The sequence below is a fragment of the Streptomyces sp. NPDC001480 genome (assembly GCF_042894725.1).
Lineage (GTDB): Bacteria > Actinomycetota > Actinomycetes > Streptomycetales > Streptomycetaceae > Streptomyces.
In genome coordinates this window covers 1-26433 of sequence record NZ_JBIAVX010000045.1, presented here as the reverse complement: position 1 = coordinate 26433, position 26433 = coordinate 1, and the positions used below count along the sequence as shown (strand labels likewise).

The 26433-nt window shown below is 69.7% G+C and carries 18 protein-coding genes and 5 pseudogenes; 13 read left to right on the top strand and 10 right to left on the bottom strand.

Annotation, left to right across the window (positions count from 1 at the left end):
* Window positions 1-96 precede the first annotated feature (96 nt).
* The 3 genes and pseudogenes from ACFY01_RS45730 to ACFY01_RS45720 all read right to left on the bottom strand — a co-directional run.
* Window positions 97-345, bottom strand: a pseudogene (locus ACFY01_RS45730) (IS3 family transposase); the annotation flags it as partial.
* A 72-nt stretch (window positions 346-417) separates the two neighbouring features.
* Entirely contained in the window at window positions 418-1029 is a 612-nt protein-coding gene (locus ACFY01_RS45725; RefSeq protein WP_390741711.1) for a VOC family protein, read from the bottom strand.
* Between the two features lie 326 nt (window positions 1030-1355).
* Window positions 1356-1901 carry a hypothetical protein gene (locus tag ACFY01_RS45720; RefSeq protein WP_390741710.1) on the bottom strand — a complete coding sequence of 182 codons (546 nt, stop codon included), beginning with the start codon at window positions 1899-1901 and terminating at the stop codon, window positions 1356-1358.
* Between the two features lie 656 nt (window positions 1902-2557).
* Here ACFY01_RS45720 and ACFY01_RS45715 point away from each other — a divergent pair.
* The 5 genes and pseudogenes from ACFY01_RS45715 to ACFY01_RS45695 all read left to right on the top strand — a co-directional run.
* Window positions 2558-2677, top strand: a pseudogene (locus tag ACFY01_RS45715) (phosphatase); the annotation flags it as partial.
* 136 nt (window positions 2678-2813) lie between these two features.
* Window positions 2814-3693, top strand: a pseudogene (locus ACFY01_RS45710) (STAS domain-containing protein).
* Window positions 3690-4103, top strand: coding sequence for an STAS domain-containing protein (locus ACFY01_RS45705; RefSeq protein WP_390741709.1), 414 nt, complete (start codon window positions 3690-3692; stop codon window positions 4101-4103). The pseudogene ACFY01_RS45710 and the gene ACFY01_RS45705 overlap by 4 nt, the downstream one beginning before the upstream one ends.
* On the top strand, window positions 4100-4549 hold the full coding sequence (locus ACFY01_RS45700) for an anti-sigma regulatory factor (RefSeq protein ID WP_390741708.1): 450 nt from the start codon (window positions 4100-4102) through the stop codon (window positions 4547-4549). The genes ACFY01_RS45705 and ACFY01_RS45700 overlap by 4 nt, the downstream gene beginning before the upstream one ends.
* Before the next feature lie 322 nt (window positions 4550-4871).
* Window positions 4872-6080, top strand: a complete 1209-nt coding sequence (locus ACFY01_RS45695) for a PP2C family protein-serine/threonine phosphatase (protein ID WP_390741707.1) — start codon at window positions 4872-4874, stop codon at window positions 6078-6080.
* Window positions 6081-6083: 3 nt separating this feature from the next.
* On the opposite strand, the gene ACFY01_RS45690 is transcribed toward ACFY01_RS45695, so the two are convergent.
* The 3 genes and pseudogenes from ACFY01_RS45690 to ACFY01_RS45680 form a co-directional block, all read right to left on the bottom strand.
* A complete protein-coding gene (locus tag ACFY01_RS45690; protein ID WP_390741706.1) occupies window positions 6084-6581 on the bottom strand; it encodes a MarR family winged helix-turn-helix transcriptional regulator in 498 nt (165 codons plus the stop codon).
* Window positions 6582-6699: 118 nt separating this feature from the next.
* The gene (locus tag ACFY01_RS45685) at window positions 6700-7587 is read right to left on the bottom strand and encodes a YihY/virulence factor BrkB family protein (protein WP_390741705.1); all 888 of its coding nucleotides are present in this window, start codon (window positions 7585-7587) and stop codon (window positions 6700-6702) included.
* A gap of 25 nt (window positions 7588-7612) precedes the next feature.
* Window positions 7613-7825, bottom strand: a pseudogene (locus ACFY01_RS45680) (DUF6584 family protein); the annotation flags it as partial.
* A 103-nt stretch (window positions 7826-7928) separates the two neighbouring features.
* Here ACFY01_RS45680 and ACFY01_RS45675 point away from each other — a divergent pair.
* A complete protein-coding gene (locus ACFY01_RS45675) occupies window positions 7929-8159 on the top strand; it encodes a hypothetical protein (protein ID WP_390741704.1) in 231 nt (76 codons plus the stop codon).
* Window positions 8160-8372: 213 nt separating this feature from the next.
* On the opposite strand, the gene ACFY01_RS45670 is transcribed toward ACFY01_RS45675, so the two are convergent.
* The 3 genes from ACFY01_RS45670 to ACFY01_RS45660 all read right to left on the bottom strand — a co-directional run bounded on the left by ACFY01_RS45670 (window position 8373) and on the right by ACFY01_RS45660 (window position 15416).
* A complete protein-coding gene (locus ACFY01_RS45670) occupies window positions 8373-10457 on the bottom strand; it encodes a SpoIIE family protein phosphatase (protein ID WP_390741703.1) in 2085 nt (694 codons plus the stop codon).
* A gap of 646 nt (window positions 10458-11103) precedes the next feature.
* Entirely contained in the window at window positions 11104-12228 is a 1125-nt protein-coding gene (locus ACFY01_RS45665; protein WP_390741702.1) for an SWIM zinc finger family protein, read from the bottom strand.
* A 206-nt stretch (window positions 12229-12434) separates the two neighbouring features.
* Window positions 12435-15416 (bottom strand): SNF2-related protein, encoded by a 2982-nt coding sequence (locus tag ACFY01_RS45660; RefSeq protein ID WP_390741701.1) that lies wholly within the window; start codon window positions 15414-15416, stop codon window positions 12435-12437.
* A 1036-nt stretch (window positions 15417-16452) separates the two neighbouring features.
* Here ACFY01_RS45660 and ACFY01_RS45655 point away from each other — a divergent pair.
* From ACFY01_RS45655 to ACFY01_RS45625, 7 genes are all read left to right on the top strand, one after another.
* Window positions 16453-17340 carry a nucleotide sugar dehydrogenase gene (locus ACFY01_RS45655; protein WP_390741700.1) on the top strand — a complete coding sequence of 296 codons (888 nt, stop codon included), beginning with the start codon at window positions 16453-16455 and terminating at the stop codon, window positions 17338-17340.
* 313 nt (window positions 17341-17653) lie between these two features.
* Window positions 17654-18883 carry a glycosyltransferase gene (locus ACFY01_RS45650; protein WP_390741699.1) on the top strand — a complete coding sequence of 410 codons (1230 nt, stop codon included), beginning with the start codon at window positions 17654-17656 and terminating at the stop codon, window positions 18881-18883.
* Window positions 18880-20721 carry a right-handed parallel beta-helix repeat-containing protein gene (locus ACFY01_RS45645; protein WP_390741698.1) on the top strand — a complete coding sequence of 614 codons (1842 nt, stop codon included), beginning with the start codon at window positions 18880-18882 and terminating at the stop codon, window positions 20719-20721. The genes ACFY01_RS45650 and ACFY01_RS45645 overlap by 4 nt, the downstream gene beginning before the upstream one ends.
* A gap of 67 nt (window positions 20722-20788) precedes the next feature.
* Window positions 20789-22756, top strand: a complete 1968-nt coding sequence (locus tag ACFY01_RS45640; protein ID WP_390741697.1) for a right-handed parallel beta-helix repeat-containing protein — start codon at window positions 20789-20791, stop codon at window positions 22754-22756.
* Window positions 22757-22800: 44 nt separating this feature from the next.
* Window positions 22801-23676 carry a polysaccharide lyase gene (locus ACFY01_RS45635; RefSeq protein ID WP_390741696.1) on the top strand — a complete coding sequence of 292 codons (876 nt, stop codon included), beginning with the start codon at window positions 22801-22803 and terminating at the stop codon, window positions 23674-23676.
* Window positions 23677-23719: 43 nt separating this feature from the next.
* Window positions 23720-24484: an NDP-sugar synthase gene (locus ACFY01_RS45630; RefSeq protein WP_390741695.1), complete on the top strand. Its 765-nt coding sequence runs from the start codon at window positions 23720-23722 to the stop codon at window positions 24482-24484.
* A 20-nt stretch (window positions 24485-24504) separates the two neighbouring features.
* Entirely contained in the window at window positions 24505-25857 is a 1353-nt protein-coding gene (locus ACFY01_RS45625) for a phosphomannomutase/phosphoglucomutase (RefSeq protein ID WP_390741694.1), read from the top strand.
* Window positions 25858-26312: 455 nt separating this feature from the next.
* Here the strand turns inward: ACFY01_RS45625 and ACFY01_RS45620 are convergent.
* A pseudogene (locus tag ACFY01_RS45620) lies at window positions 26313-26433 on the bottom strand (IS5/IS1182 family transposase); the annotation flags it as partial.

Here is a 26433-nt window from a genome sequence, read left to right as displayed (position 1 = left end):
TCGTGCCCTTGAGACCGCCACATAACACGCTCATGGCCCCCGACGCCGCATGCCCCGTGATCACGCTGGCTTCACTCGAATTGGGCAACAGGGTCCCTCGATGTACTCGAAGATCGCGATTGCCAACTCGACCCGGGTCTTCCACCGTTTGCGGTTCAACAGCTCGATCTGCATCGAGGACCAGAACCACTCCATCATCGCGTTGTCCAGACCGTCTCCGACCGTGCCGATCGATGGCAGGAGCCCGGCGGAGCGGATCCTTTCCCCGAAGACCCAGGAGGTGAACTGGGTGCCGTGATCGGCGTGCACTATCCCGCCTGGTTCGGGGCGCCGGTTGCGGAGGGCCGCATTCGTTCGCCCTTGGGCTCCGGTGATGCAGGAGCGCTCCAGTACTTCACCTGCCGAAGGGCCATGTGGTCACGACGGCAGTTCAGTCCCGGCCTGCTCACGCACCATGTACTGCGCGTACCAGTCCGGCCAGTTCCGGTCCTCCGCACCGATGCTTGCCTCATGCTCCCCGTGCGCGGCCGCGGCACGGCGCAGCGCGCTCGCCAAGTCCTCGGCCGAGGCGAACGTCGTGGTCGCCGGATCAAGGCGTCCCGGGAGCCGTGTGGTGACCTCCTGGAGAAGCCACCCGTTGCCGTCCGGGTCGCTGAAAGACAGGAACGAACCGTAGCTCGTACGCTGCGGATCCGGCCCCGGCAGCCGGGCCTCTGTCCCGGCGTGGTGGAAGATGCCGCCGGAGTCGTGAAACACCTCGCTCGGCTCGACGCCGAGCCGTTTCAGCTCATCGTATGCGGCGTTGATGTCGTCCACGATCAGGTGCAGGCCCTGAGCCGAGCCCGGCGTCTGGGTCGTGACCGAGGTGCCGAAGATGACCGACGTCGGCGAGCCCGGCGGCGTCACCTGCACCACCCGGAAGTTCTCGTCCGGGGCGATGTCCGCGTCGAGCCTCCAGCCCAATCGCGTGTAGAAGCTCTTGGCCCGGTCGACGTCGGACACCGGAATTATGACGACTTCGAGTTTCATGTCCATGGTTGAACTTCTTCCACTCCTACAGGATGCCGACATGACGAGGCTTGCACGGCCGGAGGCGGACCGCGCCCGGGAATCCTGCAGACGGTGGCCAGGTCCACGCCTGGGCCAGGTCCCGGAGGGAGGCGACGGCCAGATGGCCTGGCGGGAATTCGGGACACGCGCTCGGCGGGCTGGCCTGGTCCAACACCTTCGGGGCTCCGCGCCGACAGGCATGATGGTGGGCTCACGATGCTCGGGCGGCGGTCCAGAAGCAAACCACACCCCCATCAGCAGGGAGCCGTGGCGCGCATGGACAGCGGCCGTGGCTGGCAGACGGCCTACGGTTTCTGACCGACACCGATACCGAGTCGGCTGAGCAGCCAGAAGGTGCTTGCAGTACCGGCGCCGTAAGCGACGTGCGCGCCGAAATCCCAGGCCACGATCTTGGCGTCGTACTGCCAGATCGGCTTGTACAGCCCTGCGATCGGCAAGATGACGTAGTCACCGGCGAACACTGCGGCACCGAAAGGCACGCCATACACGGGGGAGGGGCTGGGCAGTGATCCGGCCAGGATGCCATAAGCCGCGCCGGCCGCTGATCCGTAGGCCCAGTGCGCCACGGTGCTGATGAGCCAGGCGGAACCATCAGGAAGTCGGCGCCGGGTGAAACCCTCGATCACCCGCTTCGCCACCTGCCCCGGATCAGGGGCCTTATCCCAGCTCTCGACCGGCGCGAATTCCCAGGCGAGTGGGCTGTCCGTCCCTCCTTCCCGACGGTACTTCAGGTAATGAACGGCATCCAGGCACACCGTTCCCACCGCCCCGGCCAGCAGGCCGCCCGTCACCGCCGCGAGCGGGGTCAGCGGATTCCTCTGGGAGCGCATGACGCAATCTCCTCATCGGTCAGGGCCGGGAAGCAAGGCAGATGTTCTTCAGCGCCCGGACTGCGGTTGGGAGGCATTGGGCCCGCATCGAGTATCCGGCGGCCCGGACGTGCGCGCACGAGGAGAACGTTCGCGGGCGCAGGCGGTGAGAGACCTGCGGCCAATGGTTGTGAGCGGTCCTGCGCAAGCAACTGACCGTCCGCGCGGCCGCGACAGGCAGCCGCCACTTCGATGCCGTCGAGCGCTGGACGTCCGAAGACGACGGCACGCAACGTGGGGCGTGGCAGCGCCGCCGGGGTGGAGACGGAGATGCGGGCCTCCGTCCCGGAAGCCCCCGGAACTGGGGCAGAGACCCGCCCATGTCCGGCTGCGGGGCCGGCGTCGTGGGCGAGAATGCTTTCCAGGGCGTGGGGCCCCTATGTCCTTCGTCAAGCTGTCGTGATGATGGCTGACATGACGGATGAGGTTCAGGGCTCGGACCGTGAGAGCCGCCGGGGGTCATCCGCCGCTGCATTTCGCGGCGGATGAGTAGGATGCCGCGGCTGTCGGCTCTCTCCTGGCGGCGGGTGCGGGAGTGGATGCCCCCGACGAGCAGGGCAATACGAGACGCTCGCCGGGACGGCCCACGCGTTCTCCCGCTCGGCCACCGCGAATGCCGTCCGCTGCCGGCCGCCGAGGTGCCGCGCGCCATCCTGCGGGAGCTGACCGGTCATCGCGGGCGTTCGGTCCCGGAGGACGACGCCCTGGTCGTGTGCCTGGACTGGCACGGGCGCTGAGCCGCTGACTCGCGAACCGTGGATGTGGCGATGCTGTGTCGCTTCCGCCGCACGCGCGATGCCAATGCTTGTCATATGGCAATAATGGGCGCGGTTGTGCCGGTCCTGGCGCAACCGCCTGTTCTCAAGGGAGACGATGCAGTTGTCGGAGCAGGCGGCGGCCGATTCGGTGGCGGGGGAGCTGAGGGCCTTCCTGGAACGCCGTCGCGAACAGATCGCCCAGCGACGGGCGGACGCCCCTCTTTTCAGAACGGTCTTCACCGTCTCCCGCGACGAGGCCGTGGAGGCGTGCAGGACCGTTGTGGATGCCCTGGCAGAAGTGGCCTCGGGCGGCAGGCTGGAAAACGTGGCGGCCCCCGGCTTCGACTCGATCCGAGAGCAACTGGGGCGTATGGCCGCCTCCCGTGCCCGCAGTGGATTCAGCCCGGCCCAGGTCGCGGATGAGGCGGCCGGCCTGCGCGTGACGGCCGCCGAGCTGTTGCGCGGCCAGGTCCACAAGCCGTCCGGTGAGGCGGCGCAGGAAGTTCCGACGGCCATGGCCATCCTGATGGGCACGCTGAGCCTGGTGATCATGGAGACGACGGTCAACTCCGGCGAGGAGCTGATCGCGCGGCAGCGGCAGCGACTGCTCGAGGTGGGCACTCCCGTGATCAGCCTGTGGGAGGGCATCGTCGCCGTGCCCCTGATAGGCACGCTGGACAGTGCCCGCAGCCACGTCGTCATGGAGTCGCTGCTGAACGCGATCGTGGATCAGCGGGCCCGCTACGCGATCCTCGACATCACCGGTGTGCCCACGGTCGACTCGCTCGTCCGCGCAGCACCTGATGAAGACGGTCGCCGCGGCCCGCCTGATGGGCGCCGAATGCATCGTCTCCGGCATCCGTCCGGCCATCGCGCAGACCATCGTGCACGTCGGCATCGATCTGAGTTCGGTGCTCACCCACAGCTCCCTGGCCTACGCGCTCGGCCGGCAGGGCATCGAGGTCTCCCGCGCGGCTGGCGTGGCCGCGCGATGACCGCCTCCCGACCGGGCGACTCGGCAGTGGTGCCGGTCCTGGCACTGGGGGACATCCTTCTGGTCTCCCTCCAAGGGGAGTTGCACGACAGCGTGGTGGAGCAACTCCAACAGGACATCACCCAGCGCGTTGCCCGCAGCGAGGCGAGCGGCGTGGTCGTCGAGGTCTCCGGCGTCGAGATCGTCGACTCGTTCCTGGGCCGGGTCATCGCCGAGATCGCCGCCGACGCCCGTCTGCTGGCCGCTCGCACCGTCCTGTGCGGGATGCGCCCCGCCGTGGTGATCACCCTGGTGGAGCTGGGCCTGACCCTGCCTGGCCTGGTGACCGTGCTCGATGTCGAACGTGCCCTCGAACTGCTCCAGCCGGGTGCCTCCGAGACCGCCCTGGGCACCCGTGCGGGGTGTGCGTGACGCCGGCCTCCGAGCCCGCCACCGCGACGAGTCTGCCGATCGGCTCGGACGCGGACCTCGCGTGGGTGCGTCACCAGGTGCGGCAGTTTGCGGCCGAAATCGGGTTCGGGCTCGTGCAGCAGACGAAACTCGTCACCGCGGCCAGCGAACTGGCCCGGAACACCCTGCTCCACGGCGGTGGAGGGCAGGCGAAGATCATCCCATTGATCAGTGGACCGGCGCGTGGACTGCGACTGTCCTTCATCGACACCGGCCCCGGCATCAGCGACGTCGAGCTGGCGATGAGTGACGGCTACAGCACCGAGGGCGGCCTTGGGCTGGGCCTCAGCGGAGCCCAACGGCTGGTGGACGAGCTCACCATCGACACCGAGCCCGGCAGGGGCACTGTCGTCACCGTCGTTGCCTGGGCCACCGGCGTGCCTGCCCCTCGTCCGGGGTCCCGATGACGCGCGTCCGGACCGTTCCGATGCCCGTTCGGGACGGGCGCTCACGGTCCGGCAGTGCGGCTCGTCGCCCTGGACCCGGTCCAGGCATCCGCGAGGTCCCCGGCGGCATACGGGCGCGTTCGGCCTGTTACAGCAAGCGGCGAGCGCGAGGCGTCGACCCGGGTAACGAGCCGCTCGGCCACACCCCACGTCCGTCCCCTCCTGTGCCGCACCCTCCGTTCGGGGGCCAGCAACCCCGGCGAGCCCTGGCCACGCCGGCCGCTCCGGACCGGACCCCGATCGCGATAGCGTGGAGTTCGCAAGGGGAGAGGATGGAGACACGGTGAAACCCTCTGAACCGGGACCGTCCGCGGAAGCCCAGCTGCGCGCAGCTCCGCCGCATGCTCTGGTGGCCACCGCCGGCCGCCTGCTGGCGGAGCGCTTCGGCGTCCTGAACGTGGCGCTCCTCCTCGCCGACTACGGCCTGACGGTCCTGCAACCCGTCACCCATCTGCCGCAAACCGGCGATCCGGTGTCCGCCCACGACGGCCCCGCCGGTACCGCCTTCACCACCCAGAAACCCGTGGTGGAAGTCACGGCAGACCCGGCCACGCAGATGGTTCACCTGCCCATCACTGTCCGCGGGGACCGTATCGGGGTGCTCTCCCTCCGCCTGCCCGCCTGCTCGACCGACCCGGGCTCGGTGCTGCGACTCGACGACTTCGCCACCGCGTTGGGCCACGAGGTCGTTACGGCGGGCCGGGACACCGATCTGTATCTCCAGGCCCGCCGCACCCGTCGTCTCACCCTCGCCGCCGAGATGCAGTGGCAGCTCCTCCCAGGCCGCGGGTGCGCCCGCGACGAATACGTCATCGGCGCTCATCTGGAGCCGGCCTACGCCATCGGCGGCGACAACTTCGACTGGTCGACCAGCGCCGACCACCTCACTCTGACCGTCACCGACGGCATGGGGCAGGGCATCGACGCCGCCCTGCTCACCAGCCTCGCCGTCGGCGCCCTGCGCAACGCCCGCCGCGCCGGCATCGGCTTCGCCGACCAGGCGTGCCTCGCCGACCAGGCCATCTACTCCCAGTACGGGGGCAAGATGTACGCCTCCACCCTCCTCCTGGGCTTCGACCTGGTCACCGGCACGGTGTCCGCCGTCGACGCGGGGTCTCCCCAGCTCTACCGCCAGCGCGGTGCCATGATCGAACGCATCGAACTCGAGGCTCAGATGCCTCTCGGCATGTTCGAGGAGACCCTCTACGAAGAGCAGAGCTTCCAGGTCGAGGCGGGTGACCGCCTGGTCGCCATAAGTACCGGCGTCCACGGCACCCGGTCTGCGAGCGGGGAGGTGTTCGGCGAGGGCGTCCTGCGCCAGATCCTGAGCGCGACCCGGCAGACCTCGCCGCACGAGGCGGCACGATCGGTCGTCGCCGGTTTGATCGAGCATGTCGGCAGCGAGGGGCTCCTCTCCGACGCCGCCGTCGTCTGCCTCGACTGGGCAGGTCGCGATGCTGGGACGTCCCCGCAGGCGCGGCCGGACCGCTGACCCCTATGGCGCCCGCGGTGGCTGGAAGGGTGCCTCGCCCTGTGCGGAGAGGAAGGCCTTCATGCCGCGGATCAGCGCCGATCGCTCCGCGGGTTCCATGGTCGTCAGTACTCCGGCCAGGGCCTGGGTGCGTCGACGGGCCACATCTCCCAGAACACGGCGCCCCTGACCGGTGAGCCTCAGCTGCAGTTCGCGACGGTTGCGCGGGTGCAGCGCACGCTCCAGCAGGCCCGCTGCCTCCAGCCGGTCGCAGAGGCGGCTGGCGGTGGGAATCCCTATGTCCATGCGGGCCGCAAGGCCGGTGAGATTCACCTCCGGTGCCGTCTCCACAGCCCGAAGTGCCCGCAGTTGGTGGAGTGACAGTCGTACCGTCGCTTCCTGAGCGGCCACGAACCACAAGTCTGTAAGACGTTCCACGGCATCGGCGATCTCCTGCGCGTCGGCGCTCGGATCGTCGGCCGAGCCCGCAGCGCGGTCGTCGGCGCCGCCGGGGAGTGTCACGAACACATCACTTTCGGTGATGAGGGTGCCGTGTGAGCGCCCCCGTATCCCATCGCTGTACCCGGGAAGCCGACACGCAACCAGCGTCACTCGAGGCCCACGACCACCCGCCCGCGGGCTACGGGCGGTCCGCCGCGCACAGCGCTCGATCGGCTCCCTTCCCTTGGCCGGCCTTCGTCAGCTCCGCGTTGAACCGCGCACCGATCAGAAGGGCCAGATTGGCCAGCCACAGCCAGACCAGGAACACCACGACGCCCACCAGTGAACCGTACAGCCGGTGACAGGTACTGGCGTGGGAGGTGTATTCGGCGAACCCGAGCGAGACGGCCAGCAGGAGCCCCACGGCCAAGGTGCCGCCGGGTGCCATCCTCCGCACAGGGCGGGCAGGCGCCGGGCCCGAACGGTACAGGACGAGCACCAGGGCGATGGCGACCGCGGCCACGACCGGCCACCGCAGTGCATCCCAGACGGCCTGCGGCCCGGTACCCAGGTCCAGCGCCCGGCCCAGGCGCCGGGCCAGACTGCCGGTGACAAACAGCGCCAGGGTGGTCGTGAGGAGCAGCGAGATCAGGACGAGGGCCGTGGCGATGATGCGCGGAGCGGTGCGCCAGACCGGCCGGTGCGCACTGACGCCGTGCATGGCGTGCAACGCCCGGCGGAAGACGCTCAGATAGCTGGATCCCGACCAGAGCGCTCCCGCTCCGCCGATGGAGATCAGCGTCCATGCCGCTGACGACTGTTCGGCCATCTGCCGCAGGGTGCCGCGCAGCAGGGCCCGGGACGCGACCGGGGCGGCCTGCGACATGCGGTCGATGACATCCGGTGTGGCCGTCGGAATGGTCAGACCCACGATCGAGAGGATCACCAGGAGTACCGGGAACAGGGCCAGGACCGCGTAGTACGTCAAAGCGGCAGCCCAGTCTGTGACGTCGTCGTTCCAGACTGCCACCGGCGTGCGGCGCAGCGCCGCCGACCATCGAGCCGCGCGACCGTCTGCGTCGTTCATGAGGCGGATGCTCTCACCTGCTGTGCGCCTTCATCCGCCACCCGGGAGAGCCGTACCGAGCCTCGAAGGCAGTGGTCTCGTCGTCGTTCCGGTCCTCTTCGAGGTACATCCAGCGTCCTGCCTCGGCGGCGTCGCCGTAGAGCCGGTACACCTCTGCCGGACGTCGGCGCAGTCGAATCCGCGCCCAGTGGCCAACTCGACTGCCCGGTATCCGCTTCCGTGCCCGCGGCACACTTATCTATCAGGCTCCTGCCCTTTCCAAAGCCGGCTGCTCAGCCGCCGCGCGAGCCACCGCACGACTGGCCTTGGACGATCTCGGACGAGACGTAACGAGCGATCACTTGCCGGAAGAGCTCGACGCCACAGGCAGCCGCTCAGTGGCGGCGGTCGAAGACGCTCCAGGTCTGTGGCTACAGGCGCGCATCACCCTGATGCTCGCCGAACAGGACGCCGCTCGGGCCCAGGGGTCTCAGGACGCCCTACGCGCCGTGACGCTCGGGCAGGAGCACGAAGGCAGAGAACTGTTCCGCCGAGCAGTCTTGGACCTGCCCGACGCCATGCGAATCTGGTAGCTCGAACGCCACGGTGACACGTCACCACGACGAAATGGTGTATCGACACCACGGACATCTCGCTGAAAACTCGCGCGACGAGCAACGGTGAGGAGATGAGAGGGGAGCTACGCACCAGCGGCGCGAGGGCCGCGCGACGCGTGAACCGTCCACAGGTCTCCAGCGCCCCCGCGCCGATGATCGGTGTAGCGACCGGCCGGACCTGGCCGTATTTCAAGAGTCGGGCGCGAAGGGTTGCATGCGTGCGATGAGGACGGCGACATCGTCCGGGTCGGCGGGAAGCCGGAGTTTGTGAAGGAGCCGGTCGCAGGTTTCTTCCAGGGTGGGGTCAGGTGTGTCAAGCAGGCGCAGGAGGGTGTTGAGGCGTTCGTCGATGGGGTGATGACGGACCTCGACGAGGCCGTCGGTGTACAGGACCAGCCGATCACCAGCGTCGACGGGGATGGTCGTGGTCACGAAGGGCACGCCGCCGACCCCGAGCGGGGTGCCGGTCGGAAGGTCGAGCAGTTCCGGGGGCCTGCCATTGCGCACCAAGACGGGCGGCAGATGGCCGGCGACGGAGATGTGGCACTCCGCGCAGTGCGGATCGTAGACGGCATAGACGCAGGTGGCTATGTACTGCTCAAGCCCTGAGGTGATCTTGTCGAGGTGATGGAGGACCTCGGCGGGGTCCAGGTCGAGGTCGGCGAAGTCGCTGGTGCCGGTGCGCAGGCGGCCCATGGTGACGGCGGCGTGGATACCGCTGCCCATGACGTCCCCCACAACCAGCACGGTCTTGTCGCCGTCGAGCGGGAGGACGTCGTACCAGTCGCCACCGACCTCGTAAGCCGCCTGTGCAGGCCGGTACCGGGAGGCGACTTCCAGGCCCGGGAGATGCGGCGGGTGGTCCGGGAGCAGGCTGCGCTGAAGGGTCTCGGCCGTATTGCGCACCGTCTGGTGGGAGCGGGCGTTGTCGATGCACACCGCGGCGCGGGAGGCCAGCTCACCGGCGAGGGCGAGGTCGTCCTCGTCGAATGGCTGCGGGTTACGGGCGCGGCTCAGCCCCAGGAAGCCGAGGATCTGGCCGCGGGCGGTGAGCGGGAGCAGCATGTAGGAGTGCACGCCTGCACGGGCCAGCAGTGTGGCGGCGCGGTCGTCGCGGGCGATGCGGGCCATGGCGGCGTCATCCATGTGGGAGATCAGGATCGGCCGGCCGGTGCGTACGCATTCGGTGGGCAGGCGGTCGGCGTCGTAAGCAGCGATCTGCCCGGGCGGGTCGGCGGCCTGGACGGCTTCGGTGGCATACGCGGCCTGCACTGCGAGGGCGCGAAAGAGCGCTGGACCGTCGCCCAAGGGCAGGCGGTGCTCGTGGAGGACGGAGTCGAGGACGTCGACCGTGGCCATGTCGGCGAGCTCGGTAACGGTGACGCCGGCCAGCTCTCGGGCGGTCTGTTCCACTTCCAGGGTGGTGCCGATGCGGGCAGAGCCGTCGGCGATCAAGGCCAGGCGATGGCGGGCCTCGGCAGCCTCCGTGGCCGCCTGGTAACGGTCGGTGACGTCCACCACCAGGTCGGCCACCCCGAGGACCCGCCCCTGGGGGTCGTCCAGCCGGTACAGCGAGATCGACCAGGCGTGCACGTTCGGGTCGGCGGGGGTGTGGCCGACGATGGTGTACTCGTCGACCATGGGGACCCCGGTCTTGAGGACCTGCCGCATCCCGGCCTCCGGCCCCTCGAACTTCGCCGAGTTCATGATCTCGCGGTAGTGCCGGCCCAGATGGTCTTCCGCGGGAATGCCGTGCATCCGTTCCAGAGCGGGGTTGACTGCGACGTACCGCAATTGGGTATCGAGGATCGCCAGCCCGATGGGCGACTGAGAAATCAGCCGGGTGGACAGGGCGACGTCCCTCTCGACCTCCCGAAGCCTTGACCTGTCGGTGGCCAGACCAAGCGCGTAGAAGTCACCCAGGCTGTCCAGCAGCCGCATGTTGCGGAACTCCACCAAGCGAGTGCTGCCGTCCTTGTGCCGGATGGGGAAGGCCCCGGCCCACCTCTCCCCGGTAGCCATGACCTCGGCAAACAGCTTGATCATCAGATCGCATTGCTGCTCGTGAACGAGTAGCGGCGCAGCGTACTGCCCAAGCGCCTCCTCAGCGGTATAGCCGAACAGGTCCTCGGCCTCCGGGCTCCACAAATCGATCCGCCCATCGGCATCCAACAGCACCGCAGCAACGCCGAGAAGATCCATCAGCCCACTCGGCTGCGACGATCGCCCCTCCGGCTGGCCGGTGTCACCCGGACGCCCCTCGGCTGCGCTCACACGGGCACCCCTTCCATGCGCCGGACCACAAGGGCCTCCACTCACGCCAGCCCGTGGCCCTGCCCCGTACCTACGGAGTGCTTCGGCTTCCATGGTCCCCCTGGAGCGGCCTTCCGCGCACGCACTGGACCGAGACGGCTCCGCTCTCTTTCATTCGTCGTGAGCACTGCCTGGAATCAGCGGCGCAGCCTGGTAGGTAGCGGTCTGGGTTCGGGAGTACCAGTCGATGCAGGCTGCTGCGAGGGGCTGACCGAGGGCAGCAAGGGCCTCTCCCGGGTGAGCGTGCGGTCGCTGGGGGTGCAGCCGATGACGTGGAGGAGTGTGGTGTCCGGGTGCCCGGGGCGGTGGGGCAGGTACTGGAGTGTCCATGCGGGCGGGCGTTTGTGGGACGGGGTGTCTGTTGCGGACAGACGTTGGGTCGGGACGTGCTCGTAGGAGACCCGGGTACCGGGCGTGTGTGTGGGACTCACCCAGACTAGGTGCTCGGCAGGTTCGGCCAAGCCGTTTGCGCCGTACTGCCACACCAGGATTCCTACCTGGTAGAACCAGCCGTCCTTCACCTGTCGGCGAGCGTGCAGCCGTCCGCGGACTTCCTGGGCGTTGGGGACTATGACGTAGATCGGAGCCCCTTGGGGTGACGTTATGGTCACGAGCGGTCTTGGAGTTCGAGCAGCGCTGCGAGGGCCGTGGCGGGGTCAGGGTCGGGTTGGCCGATGGGCCACCAGGCGCCGTCTTCCTTTCCGTACGGATACCAGCGGCCGTCGCGGCCGTAGCGTAGTTGGCGGTCGCGGCCGACGACGGTGAAGCGGTTGCGCCACGCGCGCAGTTGGGGAGGCCCTCCGTCCGCCCAGTCCTCGGCGAGCGAGGCTCGGGCGCGGGTGAGTACCGAGGGGTCCGGGGTCCAGGGCTCCTCCAGGACCGCGAGTGCGGCCGTGCCGCCGTAACTCCAGGCCCTTACCGCCTGGGCGAGCTCGATCGGCGGGCGGCCGGTGCTCTTGGCGATCCGGGCGAAGATCTCTGTCTGTGGGTGCTCGGCGGCGAGGCGCACAGCGTCCTGCCACTCCGTCAGGTCAGGCGGATTGGGTGGTGTGCCGCCTGCCAGTGCGGCGGCGAGTTGGCGACGGGCGCGCTCAGCCGTGTCGGCGGCCAGGGTTTGAAGCGCCTCGGGGTCGATGCCTGGTTCGGCGGGTCGGGACGTTGCGAAGACGGGCGGGTGCCCGGTGCGTTCGGGCAGGGGCGGCGGTTCGGGCAGCGGTGGCAGATCGGCCCGCGCCGCGAAGGCTTCCCGGGCCGGTGTGCCTGGAGTTGGGGCGGGAGTTCGCGGGGACGGAACCGACGCCGAAGCCGAGGCTGCCGCCTGCGATGCCGCGCGGGCGGCGTTGCGGCGGGCGAGCTCGTCCATCAGTTGCTGTTCGCCGCGGCCGCGCATCAACAGCAGGACGAAGGGGTCTTCGTCCAGCAGGCGTGCGACCTGGTAGCACAGCGCGGCGCCGTGCTTGCACGGGTAGCCCCAGTCGGGGCAGGAGCAGGACGGCTCCAGGTCGTTGGCGGACGGTAGCAGCCGTACGCCAGCCTTCAGCGCGTCCTTGACCAGCTCGGTGGGCATGTCGCGGTCCAGCAGTGCGGCGATGTGCCCGGCGCGCGCCGCCACCGCGTTGAGGAGCCGGTCCCATTGCGAGTCGCCCAGGACGGGGATCGCCAATGACACCCGGTAGGGCCGTGGCCTGCTGCCCTGCACCGGGGCACTGATCCGGCCCGGGACCACGGTCATCTCGCCCACGGATCCGCGCCGCGCGTAGGTGCGACCGCGGGTGAGGCGGCCGGAATCGAGTGAGCACTCCTCCAGCGCCGACACCCACGCCTGGCCCCACCAGGTTGAGACGAAACCGCCCCGGCGGCCGGGAGCCGGAGGGAAGGGAGGGAAAGTACGGGCGAGCTGATCCTGGGCCCGCTGCTTGGGCTTCGTCGGGCGCGGGCTCACTTGCGGCTTCCCCTCGTGGTGCGCTGACGGTCTGGGCTCCAGGGCGTGGTGCTGTGACGCATCGTTACCAGTTCGGCCAGTTCGGCGTCGGAGAGTTCGGTGAGTGCCGTCTCGCCATGGCTCAGCACTGCGTCCGCGAGCCCCTTCTTCTGCTTGAGCATCTCGGCGATCCGGTCCTCGACCGTCCCCTCTGCGATCAGCCGGTGCACCTGCACCGGCTGGGTCTGGCCGATGCGGTACGCACGGTCGGTGGCCTGCTCTTCGACCGCTGGGTTCCACCAGCGGTCGAAGTGGATGACGTGGCCGGCGCGGGTCAGGTTAAGGCCGGTGCCGGCGGCCTTGAGGGAGAGCAGGAAGACCTGCCGTTCGCCGCGCTGGAAGCGGTCAACCATCTCCTCGCGCTGCTTCACCGGCGTCCCACCGTGCAGAAACTGCGCCGCCATGCCGCGGGCTGCGAGATGCTGCTCCAGCAGTCGGCCCATCTCGACGTACTGGGTGAAGACCAGCACCGAGCCGTCCTCGGCCACGATCGCATCCAGCAGCTCGTCGAGCAGCTCCAGTTTGCCGGAGCGGCCGACGAGTTTCGCGTTCTTCTCCTTCAGGTACTGCGCCGGGTGGTTGCAGACCTGCTTGAGGCCGGTGAGCAGCTTCATCACCAGGCCGCGCCGGGCCATTCCGTCCGCCTCGCCGATCGCCGCCAGCGACTCGCGCACCAGCGCCTCGTACAGGGACGCCTGCTCCTTCGTCAGCGAGACAGGCTGGTCGGTCTCGGTCTTGGGCGGCAGCTCGGGGGCAATGCCCGGGTCGGACTTTCGGCGGCGCAGGAGGAAGGGGCCAACCAGGCGGGCGAGACGGTTCGCACTCTCCTGGTCGCCGTCGGCCTCGACCGCGCGGGCGTAGCGGTCGCGGAAGGCGGTGAGCGTGCCGAGCAGGCCGGGTGTCGTCCAGTCGAGCAGGGCCCACAGCTCGGAGAGGTTGTTCTCAACTGGGGTGCCGGTCAGCGCGATGCGCCCGGCGGCGGGGACGGTGCGCAGCGCCCGCGCGGTGTCGGAGTACGGGTTCTTGACGTGCTGCGCCTCGTCCGCGACGAGCAGCCCCCACGGCACAGCGCTGTCGGCCAGGCGCTGGGCGTCGCGGCGCAGGGTGCCGTACGTGGTGAGGACGAAGGCGTTCGGTGTGAGGTCGTCCAGGGTGCGGCGCGGGCCGTGGAAGCGGCGTACGGGGATGCCGGGCGCGAAGCGCTGCACCTCCCGCTCCCAGTTGCCGAGCAGGGACGCCGGACAGACCACCAGGGTGGGGCCGTGGGCCGATCGCTCGTGACGGCGCAGGTGGAGGGAGATCAAGGTGATCGTTTTGCCGAGGCCCATGTCGTCGGCGAGACAGCAGCCCAGACCGAGGGAGATCATCCGGTCCAGCCAGATCAGGCCCCGCAGCTGGTAGTCGCGCAGGGTGGCTGCGAGCATGGCGGGCTGGCCGGTGGTGGCCGATGCGGCGCCTTGGCCAGCCTCCGGCTCGGCGATCCGCGCGCGCAACTGCTCCAGCGTGCCGCCCGCGGTGACCGGTACGGACGTGCCGTCGATCTCTACCTCGCCGGTCAGCGCCGCGCCCAGGGCGTCGATCGCGGTGAGCTCCTCGCCGCGCTGCTTGCGGACCTTGCGGACCAGCGCCTGGTCGACCACCACCCACTGGTCGCGCAGCCGCACCACCGGGCGGTGCGCCTCGACCAGGCGGTCCATCTCCTCCTCGGTCAGCGGCTCCCCGCCCAGCGCCAACTGCCAGCGGAATTCAAGGAGCTGACCGGAGGAGAGGAAGGTCTCCAGGTCCGACTGCGTCTTTTTGCGCCGGGGCGGCTCCAGCAGGCCGGTCGCGGTCAGCTCCTTCGCCAGGCCCTTGGGCAGGTGGACCTGGATTCCGGCGGCGGCCAGCCGCTCCGCGGCCTCGCCGAGCAGGTTCAGCAGCTCGTCGTCGACGAGCTGCAGCGCGTCGGGCGCGGCGGCCAAGAGCAGGCGCGACAGCGGCGGCCATGCCTTCGCGCCGCGGCGCAGCGCCAGCAGCGCGTCGATACGGGTACGGGCGCCGAACTGCTCCGGAGCGGCTGCAGCCCCGGCCCACAGATCGGCCGCATCTGCCACCAGGGTGGGGTCGGCGAGGCTGTGCAACTGCACCACGGCCCGGAACTTTGGCCCGGCGCCGCCGCTGTCGCCGAAGTCTCCGCCATCCCACGCGTCGCTGTCTGCCTCCAGGCGCAGGGAGACGCGCACGCCCGCGTCCATCCCCGCGGCCACCTCGGCCGCCCACTCACGCTGTTCGGGGATAGGCACCGGCATCCGAGCGGCGAAGGCCGGACCGGCCATCAGGTGGGGCGCTGCCGGGGAGCGCGGCAGGCCGTCCGCGACCGCGTCCACAAAGGCACGCAGCAGCGGCTCGGCGGCGGGCAGCGCTACGGGCGACGAGCCAGGCAGCGGGACCGCGCGCGCCTCCGGCGGCATCGCCGCCGCGAGGTCGCGTATCCGGCGCACGTCGTCGCCGTCCAGCGGACCGAGCCGCCAGGCGTCGAACCCTGCGGGGCTCAGCCCCGGCAAAAGCCGTCCTCGCGCGGCAAGTTGAAGCGCGACCAGAGCCCCTGCTCCCCACCACGCGGCGGAAACGGAGGCGTTGCCGCTTGGCATCATGGCGCGAGCGCGGGTGAGTACGGGCACCGCCTGCGCGACCGGCAGCAGCACCGCACTCACGCTCCGCCGCCGGATCCCGTTCCCGTGTGGCCGCACGACGGTCAGCTCCCTCGGCTCCACACCGCAGTCGGGCATCTTGCCGCCGTCCGCCCGCCAGAAGGCAACATGGCCTTGCCTGGCCGGATCTCCGGGCAGGAAGACGGCCTCGCATGCGCTGAGCGCGGCTGAGGCAGCCGGCGCGACCGCTGGCGGCTTCCTCTGGGCGGCAGGCTCATCCACTTCGACGACCTGGGGGATGCGCGCCATGATCGGATGTCCTTCGAGCCGGGGTGCGAGTATGCGCTGAATGACATCGTCACGCCTTGTCATCACGCATTCCCAAGCTGTACGGCGGCAATGCTATCGAGCCGTGACGGGCGCTCGTGGCTGTGTCACTTTTCGTGGGCTCTGGTCCACTTCCTGCGGGCGCGTACGCAGGGTGACTGTTGATCTCCGTGTGATGGAGGGTGAGCGCCCGATGATCGCCCGGCTGGTTGGTGGCGTGGTCGACAGTCCTTCGCCGTGAACGAAGTACTGCCGCAGTTGGACGAGCTGCTCGCACTGCGGCCGTTACGCCATCGCCTGCCGGTCTTCGAGTTGATGCCGACGATCCGGCAGGCGTCCTCGTAGGGAGTTCCTTGATCCACAAGCCGAAGGTATTCCTCCCGCTCCCGGACCAACTGCCTCTGGCCCTGCGGATTCCGGTCGTCCCGGATCTTGAAGTCCATCGCACCCCTGAAGTGGGGTGTTGCGACGACCGCTAGAACTCAAGCTCGGCCCCGGCCTTCCGCACGCCGCCAAGGGCCGGTGAACGCCATGTAAAGACATGTAAAGACCATGTAATTACGCTCCGCCGCGCCCATGCTTCTGTTTATCCCGACGGCAGGGCATATGCCAGAAGCGCCCCACAAGGGATTTACTCTTCCGACATGACGAATTAACAGCGGTACTGCCATCGATGTGTGGATCCCGTGTATAACTTCGTACTGTCTGATTTTTAGGTACAGGCACAGAGTGGGCGGTGTCGTCACTCGGTTCAGCATTGACAGGGGGTTTGGGGGATTTCTCCGGCGGCGCCTTCTCGCGCCGTCGCGTTGTCGGGCGCACGCCAGGGGAGGCGTGTCTGCGCCGGACACACTTCAGTGAATTCACGGTGAATCACGCCCACATGCGGCTACTGGTGCGAAGCGCCGTGGTCCGCGTGGTTTGGCGTTCACCTGTTCCCTGTCACCGAATCCTCTTATTCCGATTCCGTATTCGGCGTGCCCGTCGGCACCCGAATTCGAACAGGAGACTGATTCAAATGGCCAGAATCTTCATCGTCGGTTCCGGTGTCGTCGGAACAGCCACCGGCAAGGGGTTCCTCAACGCCGGACACGAGGTGACCTTCATCGACGTGTCACCACAGCGCCTGGATCATCTGCGCTCCGAGGGCCTCGACGCGCGTGACCGGCTCGACCTGCGCGCCGAACCGGACGCGTTCGTCTTCCTCACGCTCCCCACGCCCAACGTGGGCCACCGCTACGACCTGTCCGCGTTCGAGGCGGGCACCGCCTCCGTGGGCGAGGCGCTGGCCGACGCCACGGGCACGCCCGTCGTCGTGGTCCGCTCCACGGTCCCGCCGGGCACGGCCGAGGGCCTGGTGCTGCCGCTGCTGGAGAAGCACTCAGGCAAGAACGTCGGCGAGGGCTTCTCGCTGGCCAGCAACCCGGAGTTCCTGCGTGCCGCCACCGCCGTGGAGGACTTCCGCCACCCGTGGATGACCGTCATCGCCTCGCGCAGCGTGCGCACGCGGGAGCGGCTGGCCGAGCTGCTGGCGCCGTTCGGCGGTGAGACCCGTGTCTTCACGAACCCCGCCGAGGCCGAGTTCGTGAAGTGCGCGCACAACATCTACAACGCCACGAAGATCAGCTTCTGGAACGAGATGTGGCTGGTCGGCCAGCACCTCGGGCTCGACCTCGACCCGATCGCGCAGACCGTGGCCCGCTCCGCGGAGGCCTCCTACAACCCGCACTACGGCATCCGGGGCGGCGCCCCGTACGGCGGTGTCTGCCTGCCGAAGGACACCCAGGGCTTCCTCGGCCTCGCCGCGTCGCTCGGCGTCGAGATGCCGCTGCTCCAGGCGGTCGTCGCGGTGAACGACAAGCTCGCGGAGGTGGCCGAGATGGAGGCGGAGGCCCTGACGGCGTAGGCCCAGCGGCCGACCGGACCCGAGCGGGAACGTTTCTGCGCCGGGGCGTCCCGCCGGGGCTGCTCCCGGGGGCTGCTCCAGAGGGCGATTTCCGGCCGGGGGCGATTCCGTGCGGGCCGGCCTCTTGAGGGTGGTTTTCGGACAGGGGTGGTTCCGCGTGGGGCGGTCTCCTGGGGGCGGTTTCCGGACACGGTCGCCGGCTCCGGGCCTCAACCACCCCACGACCATCGCCCCACCACCCGCTGCCCCGGCCCCCTTGCCCCTTCCCCCGGACCCCCTGCCAACCACCTGTGGACTCAACAAGAACAGGCCTATGAGCGGACTATTCGACACCACGTTGCTGGACTTCCGGTACTACCTCGTCTACCTGCCGTTGGGCGTCCTCGGGCTGGTCCGCTGGGCCTGCTGGCTCGTGCGGCGGGCGCCCGCGGCGCTCTACCGCTCCGTGGCGAACGACTACTCCCTGCCGCTGAGCATCGTCGTGCCGGTGTACCAGGAAGACCCGGAGATCTTCGCCCACGCGATCGAGTCATGGCTGGCGAACCAGGTGGACGAGGTCGTCCTGGTCATCGACGTCACCGACAAGGCCTGTCAGGAGATCGCGGCCCGCTACCCGGTGACCGTCGTCATCACCGACGTACCCGGAAAGCGCGACGCCCTGCGCAAGGGCTGGGAGGTGTGCTCGACCGATCTCGTGGCGCTGGTCGACTCGGACACCGTCTGGGCGGACGACGTCGCCCAGGAGGTCTGCAAGCCGTTCGCCGACCCGAAGATCGGCGGGGTCGGAACCCGGCAGAACGTGTACAACCCCAAGGGCTTCCTCCAGCGGGTCAACGACATGTTCCTGGACTACCGGTACTTCGACGAGAACGCCGCGCAGACCGTCATGGGCCGCGCCGTCTCCTGTCTGTCCGGCCGCACCGCCGTCTACCGCCGCGAACTGCTCCTCGAGATCTCCGAGGACTTCATGGAGGAGACGTTCATGGGCGTCCCCTGCATGTCGGGCGACGACAAGCGGCTGACGACGCTGATCCTGGAGCGCGGCCACCTCGCCTACATGCAGCGCTCCGCCCGCGTCTGGTCCACCTTCCCCGGCACCCTGCGGATCTTCGTCAAGCAGCGGCTGCGCTGGGCCCGCAACACCTGGCGCTCCGATCTGAGGGCGCTGTCGCGCCGCTGGGTATGGCGGCACCCCTTCCTCGCCTTCACCATGATTGACAAGGGGGTCAGCAGCTTCACCCTGCTGTTCTCGCCGTTCTTCATGACCTGGGCGATCATCCGGCAGGACTGGTTCTTCGTGGCCTGTCTGGCCGGCTGGTGGTGGGTGAGCCGGTCGATGAAGATCCTGCCGCACCTGGTGCGCAAACCCTCGTCGTTCTTCCTGGTGCCCGGGTTCGTGCTGATCTCGTTCATGATGGCGGTCGTCAAGCTGTGCGCGCTCGCCACCATCCGCAAGCAGCGCTGGCTGACCCGTCAGGTGTCGGTGGAGAACGGCGTCGTCGTCAGGACCACGCAGGCCACCGAGGCGGAGGTCGCCGTATGAGACGCCTCGGCCCCCTCGCCAACCTCGTCTCCCTCGCGCGCGCGACCCGCGCCGCCCTCGCCGCGACCGCTCTCCTCGTCACCGTCGCGCCCGCCGCCCACGCCGTCGGTGCCGCCCAGGGCGATCAGGACGTCGCCGCCTGGCAGCGCAACGGACATCCGGACCGGCTGATGGTGGTCAGGCCCGGCACCGTCGCCCTGGTCAGTCACGGCTCCGTGGTGAAACGGCTCTACCCGCCGTACGGACCGCTCCCGCTCAGCTGGTTGGCCGTCAACGCCGGTCAGAACTGGGTCGGTTACGTGTCCGGGAAGTCGGGCGCGGGCAAGACCGTGCGGATCAACACGGCCGTCCTGCTCGCCCCCGGCTCCGCCCTGCAGATGGGCCGCCGCACCCCCACCGTGCTGATGACCGCCGGGAAGACCGCCGCGTCCGGCACCTGGATCAGCGGCAGCCGGGCCACCCTCGACATCGACGACGTCACCCTGGCCTCCGCGACGGCGGGCGGGACCGACCCGGCCCCCGCGGACCTCGCCGGACGCCCCTACCTCGCGATGGGCGCGGGCGGCCATATGACGATCAGCGGTACGACCGTGATCGGCTTCGGCCGGGGCGTCGGCGCGTCGGCCAGGGAGTCCGGGGTCGGCTGGGGCAGGTCCGCCACCGGCTCGGCCACCGGCTCGACGTTCCAGGGGGGCCATACCGGTCTGCGGCTGGCCGGGTCGACCGACGTCGCCCTCGACAAGGTCACCGTCAAGGATTCCGTCGAGGACGGCGTCGTACTGAAGGACGACCAGGGCACCACCGTGCGGGAGCTGACCGTCGAGGGCAGCGGCGGCAACGGCGTGACCGTCGGCGGCACCGACCGCCGTACGCTGTCCGGCGTCACCACCCGCGACAGCCACGGCGCCGGCGTCAAGGCCGCCGCCCAACGCGGGCTGACCCTCAGGGCGACCGTCTCGCACCATGACTCCGGCGGCGGCATCCGGCTCTCCTCCTGTGTCTCCTGCACCGTCGACAAGGCCGTGGTGGACGGCTCGCCCTCCGGGATCGAGGTCTCCGGAACGGGCGCCCAGGTCGCCGTACGCGACGCCCGGCTCACCGCCGGCGGGGACGGGCCCGGTGCCGGGGTGTCGCTCGGCGCGGACATCGCCGGCGCCACCGTCACGGGCGGCACGATCAGCGGCTACGACAGCGGTGTCGCCGTCGGCGGTCCCGGTGTACGAGTGGCGGGGACGACCGTCAGCGGCGCCGGTACCGGCGTCAAGGTCTACGGCCGCGCCCACGACGTCACGCTGGACTCGGTGACGGTCCGCGGCGGCCGGGCGGGCGTCACCGCCTCCGCCGGCACCAAGGGGGTCGTCCTGTCCGGCGTCCGGATCAGCGGCACCTCCCGCAAGGGCCTGACGTCCGCGTCCGAGGGCCTGGTGGTCGACGGCGGCTCCGTCTCGGACACCGTCACGGCCGTCGACCTCGGCGCAGCTGCCCGGCTGGAGAAGCTGACCGTCAGCGACGCCAGCAGGGGACTGCACCTGGCCGCCCATGTGCACGCACAGGGCACCGGACTGGACATCCTCGCCGAACGCAAGGGCATCCAGGCGGACTCGGGCGCGTGGATCAGCATCACGGACTCACGGGTACGGGCGCCCACCGCCCTCTCCGGCGACGGCACGGTCAAACGGCTCGGGCACACCGAGGTGACCCTGCCGCCGTTCCCCTGGCTCGGCTTCGCGGCACTGGTCGCGCTCACCCTCGCCGTGCTGTTCCAGACCATCCACCAGGTCCGCCACCGCAGGACACCGCGTCCCCGGGTGGCCGCACATGTACAGAACACCGCATGACCCACGGCACCACCGCACCCAACCCCCGCGACCAGAGCCGAACCGGGGGACACGTCAGGAGCTCCACATGAACGACCAGCCATACAGAGCCGCCACGCCCGCCCGCCGCGGTGCCCGCCGTCTCGCCGTCTCCCTCAGCGTCCTCGGGCTGCTGACCGGCCCCGTCGTGCTGTTCGCGGCACCGGTGCAGGCCGCCTCGTGCTCCGGTCAGGTCCGCTACGCCAGCAGCACCAACACCATCTACCTGACCTCCGGCACCGCGAGCCTGTCCGACATCGACGCGCTCTGCCCGTCCGCACCCCTGGTGGAGACGGGTCCGTCCACCAACACCTGGGAACTCAGCGCGGACCTGGTCGTCCAGAACGGCGCCAACCTCGACCTGCACGGCAGCGCCGTCGGCGGTGACGTCGACACCCTGCGGCTGCGCAGCCTGTCCGACAACGTCGCCACCCGCGTCAGCGCCATCACCGCGCAGTACGGCGACATCGACATCGACCACGTCAAGATCACCTCGTGGGACGACGCCACCGGCGCCCCCGACACCGACCCGTACCTGCCCGCGGACGCCCCGGCCGGTTCACGGGCCCGCGCCTTCATCCGCGCCCTGTCGTACCTGGACACCGACGGCACACCCCGTGAGTCGCGGATGGACATCAAGGACAGCGACATCGGCTACCTCGGCTCGCACGCCGCCGAGAGCTACGGGGTGTCGTACAAGGGACGCGGCTGCGACTCCACCCACCTCGACGTGTGCGCGGCGCTGAAGGTCTACGGGTCCGAGACGAACAGCCGGTTCCACGACAACTTCATGGGCACGTACACGTTCGACGCGTACGGCATGACCTTCACCGGCAACGAGTACGACCACAACGTGATGTACGGGCTCGATCCGCACGACGACTCCGACTACCTGACGATCACGCACAACCACTCGCACGACAACGGCGACCACGGGATCATCTGCTCGCAGCGCTGCGACCACCTGGAGATCACCCACAACGAGGTCGACCACAACGGCATCCCGCCGTACGTGCCGACCGGTGACGACGACCCGTCGGACAACCAGGTCCACGGCATCATGATCCACCGCGGGGTCACCGACAGCGTCATCGAGGACAACTACGTCCACGACCAGCCCAACGGCGCTGGTATCGCCGTCTTCGACAGCAGCGGCGACACCATCCGCGACAACACCATCACCGGCTCCCAGTACGGACTGCGCTACAGCGTCGGCTCGACGAACATCACCACCACCGGCAACACGGTGAGCAACAGCAGCCAGTACGCCGTCTTCACCTACCAGGGCTCGGACGTCCCGGTCTACACCAACAGCACCGGCCGGCCGAGCAACCTGACCTTCACCGGCAACACCTTCGACACGACCGCCAGCAACGCGGTCAAGCTGAACCAGACCGACGGCACGGTGTTCAGCAACAACACCTTCAGCGGCTCGTTCGCCTCCGGTGTGCTCACGCAGTGGAGCACGGGGACGGTCTTCTCCGGCAACACCCTTCCCACGTCCCTCACCTACTCGGTGAAGGGCGACTCGACCACCCCGGGCACCATCACCTTCAAGAACGTCAAGCAGTCCACGAAGGTGACGGTGGATTCGGTCAGCTCGGCCAGGTTCACCGGCTACACGGGCACCGTCTACAAGGCGAGCGGCTTCCCGGCCGTCACCACCGCGCTCGGCGCCCCCGGCGCGGGCAGCACGGCGACACTGACCGCGGCGACCGTCGGTACCTCCGCCGTGACCGTCACCCCGCAGTCCGTCGCGGTGGTCCCCGCGAGCGGCACCGCCACCGGCCGGGTGCCCACCGGCGCCGGGGCGTACGAGGTCCTGGTCGCGCCCTCCACCGCCGGCACCGACCTCGCCTTCACCGCGACCGGCCTCACCGCCGGCGCCCAGTACGCCCTGACCGCGGGCGGCACCACCCTCGCCACCGGCACCGCCTCCGCCGCCGGCACCCTCACCCTGCACACCGCGCCGGGCACCACCCAGGAGGTCGACTACCGGATCGTCAGCACCGGCTGACCCGCGAAACGGCGGCACGGGACACGGGAGAAGGAGCGGCGGCAGTGCGCAGACGGCAGTTCATCACGACATCGGGGGCCATCATGATCGGTACGGGACTCGCCGCCTGCTCCTCCGACCCGGGAGGCGGCCACTCCGCCACCCCGGGCCGCTCCGACCTCCCCGCCACCGCGCTGAGCGCCGACCCGGCGGCCCTGGCCCGCTTCTTCGGGTCCGGGCTGACGGTACGGTCCGGCGGCTCGTTCGGCCTCGACCGCGCCGCACTGCTGCCGGACAGCGATCCCGTGCTGGGCCGGCTGCTGCGGGTACGCTACCCGGCCCACTCCGCGAGCCCGAGCGTGGCACGGCAGTACGGCCGCCCCCAGGGAGGGGCGCAGGTCTACCTGGAGCTCGGTACCGGCCCCGTCGACTCCCTCCACCTCCGCTACTACGTCCGCTTCCCCGACGACTTCGACTTCGTCAAGGGTGGCAAGCTGCCCGGCCTGTACGGCGGAACGGTAACCAGCGGCCGCCGGATCCCCGACGGCGAGGACGGACTGTCCACCCGCTACATGTGGCGGGCGCACGGCGCCGCCGAGGTCTACGCCTATCTGCCCACCTCGGTCGCCCACGGCACCTCGCTCGGCCGGGGCTCCTGGGACTGGCCGCTGGGCCGCTGGGTCTGCGTCGAACAGGCCGTACGCCTCAACCGGCCGGGCCGCCTCGACGGCAATGTGACCGTCCACGTCGACGGGCGGGAGGTGCTGAGCCAGAACGGGCTGGAGTTCCGAACCTCCGACCGGCTCGGCATCGACGGAGTGCTCTTCTCGACCTTCTTCGGCGGCAGCGACCCGAGTTGGGCGACACCGCGCGCGCAGTACGCCGACTTCGCGGCGTTCGCGGTGTCCGAGCAGCCGATCGACCCACTGCAAGGCGTCTGAACCCCACATCACACAGGCTCGCATCCCACCAGAAGGGACCCCCATGACCATCACGCATGACACGGATCTCGCCATCACCGGCTGGGGCGGATCGCACGTCCGGCAGGCCGTGATCCTCGCCGGCGGGCAGGCCAGCAGGCTGCGCCCGTACACCGACCACATACCCAAGGCCCTGGTGGAGGTGGCGGGCCGGCCCATCTTCGAGCACCAGGCGCACTGGCTGGCGGCCGAGGGCATCGAGGAGGTCGTCATCTCCTGCGGCTACAAGGCGGACGTACTGCGCGAGTTCGTCGCCACGAGGCGGCTGCCGCTGCATGTGCAGGTCGTCGTGGAGGACGAGCCGCTCGGCCGCGGCGGCGGCCTGAAGTACGCCGCCGCCCACCTGCCGTACTCCGGCGAGCGGTGGGCCGGCCTCAACGGCGACATCCTCACCCGGTTCTCGCTGCGCGACCTGGCGCGGGCGCACGTCGAACGGGACGCCCTCGCCACGCTGGCGGTGACACCGCTGAAGTCGCCGTACGGCATCGTGGAGATGACCCACTCCGACCGGGTCACCAGCTTCACGGAGGCGCCGGTGCTGCCGCACTGGATCAACGCGGGGGTGTACCTGTTCGAGCCGGAGGTCACCGCGCTGCTGCCGGACCTCGGCGACCACGAGGACACCACCTTCCCCGAACTGGCGCGGGAGGGCCGGCTGTCGGCGTACCGGATCAACGGCTACTGGCGTGGGGTGGACAACGCCAAGGACCTGAAGACGGCGACGAAGGAGATCACGGCGTTCGGCTGGGTCCAGTCGGTCACCGCCTAGCAGCGACGAGAGGCTCTGTTGTGCGTGACTACTCCCAGCTCGTCAAGGCCTACGACATCCGTGGCGAGGTTCCCGAACAGCTGAACGCCGTCCTCGCCCGCAAGGCCGGCGCCCTCTTCGTACGGCTCACCGGCGCACCGCGGATCGTGGTCGCCCGCGACATGCGCGACAGCAGTCCGGCGCTGGCCGCGGCGTTCGCGGCGGGAGCGAACGCGGCGGGGGCGGACGTCGTGGACGCCGGGCTCGGCTCCACCGACTACCTGTACTACGCCTCCGGCAGCCTCGACCTGCCCGGCGCGATGATCACCGCGAGCCACAACCCGGCCAAGGACAACGGCATCAAGCTGTGCCGGGCCGGAGCGGCGCCCATCGGTGAGGACTCCGGGCTCGGGCGGATCCGGGCCTGGCTGGAGGCCGACGACATCCCGGCGCCGGCCGCCCGTCCCGGCACCACCACCTCCCGGAACCTGCTCGGTGACTACGCCGCCCATCTGAACGCCCTCGTCCCGCTCAAGGGCAACCGGCGCCTCAGTGTGGTCGTGGACGCGGGCAACGGCATGGCGGGCCACACCGTCCCGGCCGTCCTCGACGAACTGAACCTCGACATCTACGCCCTGTACTTCGAACTCGACGGCAGCTTCCCCAACCACGAGGCCAACCCGCTGGACCCGAAGAACCTCGTCGACCTCCAGGCGCGGGTCCGCGAGACCGGCGCCGACCTGGGCCTCGCCTTCGACGGCGACGCCGACCGGTGCTTCTTCGTCGACGAGCGCGGCGAGGCGGTGTCGCCTTCGGCCGTCGTCGGCCTGGTCGCCGCCCGTGAGCTGGCCCGCCACCCCGGCTCGGCCGTAGTGCACAACGTGATCACCTCCGCCGCGGCCGTGGAGATCGTCCGGGAGCAGGGCGGCACGCCGGTCCGGTCCCGGGTCGGCCACTCCTTCATGAAGGCCGCGATGGCCGAGCACGACGCGGTGTTCGGCGGCGAGCACTCCGGTCACTACTACTTCCGGGACTTCTGGCGTGCCGACACCGGCATGCTCACCGCCCTCCACGTCCTGGCCGCTCTCGGCGAGCAGGACCGGCCACTGTCCGAACTCGCTGCCCGCTACTCCCGTTACGCGGCCTCCGGCGAGATCAACTCCGTGGTGGCCGACGTGCCGGGCACCCTCGACCGGGTGGAGGCCGTCTACGCCGCCGAAGGCGTCGGCACCGACCGGCTGGACGGCCTCACCGTCGACCTGGGCGACGGCCGCTGGTTCAACCTGCGGCCGTCGAACACCGAGCCCCTGCTGCGGCTGAACGTCGAGGCCCCGCACCAGGCGGCCGTCGACGCCGTACGCGACCGGGTGCTGGCCCTCGTCCGCCGCTCCTGACACAGACGGTGACCGGCCGGACCGCCGACGCGGTGTCCGGCTCGGTCCTGGCCGTGGCCGCGGTGTCCGTCTCGCGGTCCCGACGGGGTGCTGATGACGGCGTTCAAGGCACTCGCTGTCCGGACCAGCTCAGCTCGACCATCCGTGCCCGCATCACCAGATCACGAGGCGTCTTGCGCGCCCGCGCCAGCCGACGCACGAGCCCTTCCTCGCTCTCGTCACGGCTCGGCCGTGCCCGTAACACCACCGTCCAGCACCCGCCCTCGAGTAGCCGAACTGCCCCGCCACCAGGACATATACCCAGTGAAAGAGGAATCCAGCACTAGGGCGAGTGGAACACCTGAGGCTGAGGACCAGCCCGACCGGCGGCCGGCCCTCCAACTTCCCAACACGCGCAATGTAGGTTCAGAGCAGAAGGCAAGATCCCCGACAGCGTCAGGCACTTAGAAGTCATCTCATTTGGTGAGCCGGCGGTAGCAGTTGAGGGTGCAGGCGAGGCTCGTGAAGGCGAGGAAGTGCTCGGCTTTGCGCTCGTAGCGACGGTGGAGGCGACGGCATCCAGCGAGCCATGCCATG

What these genes read in the sequence shown, in the direction of transcription:
- ACFY01_RS45720 (WP_390741710.1), bottom strand. Translation starts at nt 1,901, where the DNA reads ATGCGCTCCCAGAGGAATCCGCTGACCCCGCTCGCGGCGGTGACGGGC.
- ACFY01_RS45685 (WP_390741705.1), bottom strand. Translation starts at nt 7,587, where the DNA reads ATGAACGACGCAGACGGTCGCGCGGCTCGATGGTCGGCGGCGCTGCGC.
- ACFY01_RS45645 (WP_390741698.1), top strand. Translation starts at nt 18,880, where the DNA reads ATGAGACGCCTCGGCCCCCTCGCCAACCTCGTCTCCCTCGCGCGCGCG.
- ACFY01_RS45665 (WP_390741702.1), bottom strand. Translation starts at nt 12,228, where the DNA reads ATGACCGTGGTCCCGGGCCGGATCAGTGCCCCGGTGCAGGGCAGCAGG.
- ACFY01_RS45705 (WP_390741709.1), top strand. Translation starts at nt 3,690, where the DNA reads ATGACCGCCTCCCGACCGGGCGACTCGGCAGTGGTGCCGGTCCTGGCA.
- ACFY01_RS45660 (WP_390741701.1), bottom strand. Translation starts at nt 15,416, where the DNA reads ATGGCGCGCATCCCCCAGGTCGTCGAAGTGGATGAGCCTGCCGCCCAG.
- ACFY01_RS45640 (WP_390741697.1), top strand. Translation starts at nt 20,789, where the DNA reads ATGAACGACCAGCCATACAGAGCCGCCACGCCCGCCCGCCGCGGTGCC.
- ACFY01_RS45650 (WP_390741699.1), top strand. Translation starts at nt 17,654, where the DNA reads ATGAGCGGACTATTCGACACCACGTTGCTGGACTTCCGGTACTACCTC.
- ACFY01_RS45725 (WP_390741711.1), bottom strand. Translation starts at nt 1,029, where the DNA reads ATGAAACTCGAAGTCGTCATAATTCCGGTGTCCGACGTCGACCGGGCC.
- ACFY01_RS45630 (WP_390741695.1), top strand. Translation starts at nt 23,720, where the DNA reads ATGACCATCACGCATGACACGGATCTCGCCATCACCGGCTGGGGCGGA.
- ACFY01_RS45655 (WP_390741700.1), top strand. Translation starts at nt 16,453, where the DNA reads ATGGCCAGAATCTTCATCGTCGGTTCCGGTGTCGTCGGAACAGCCACC.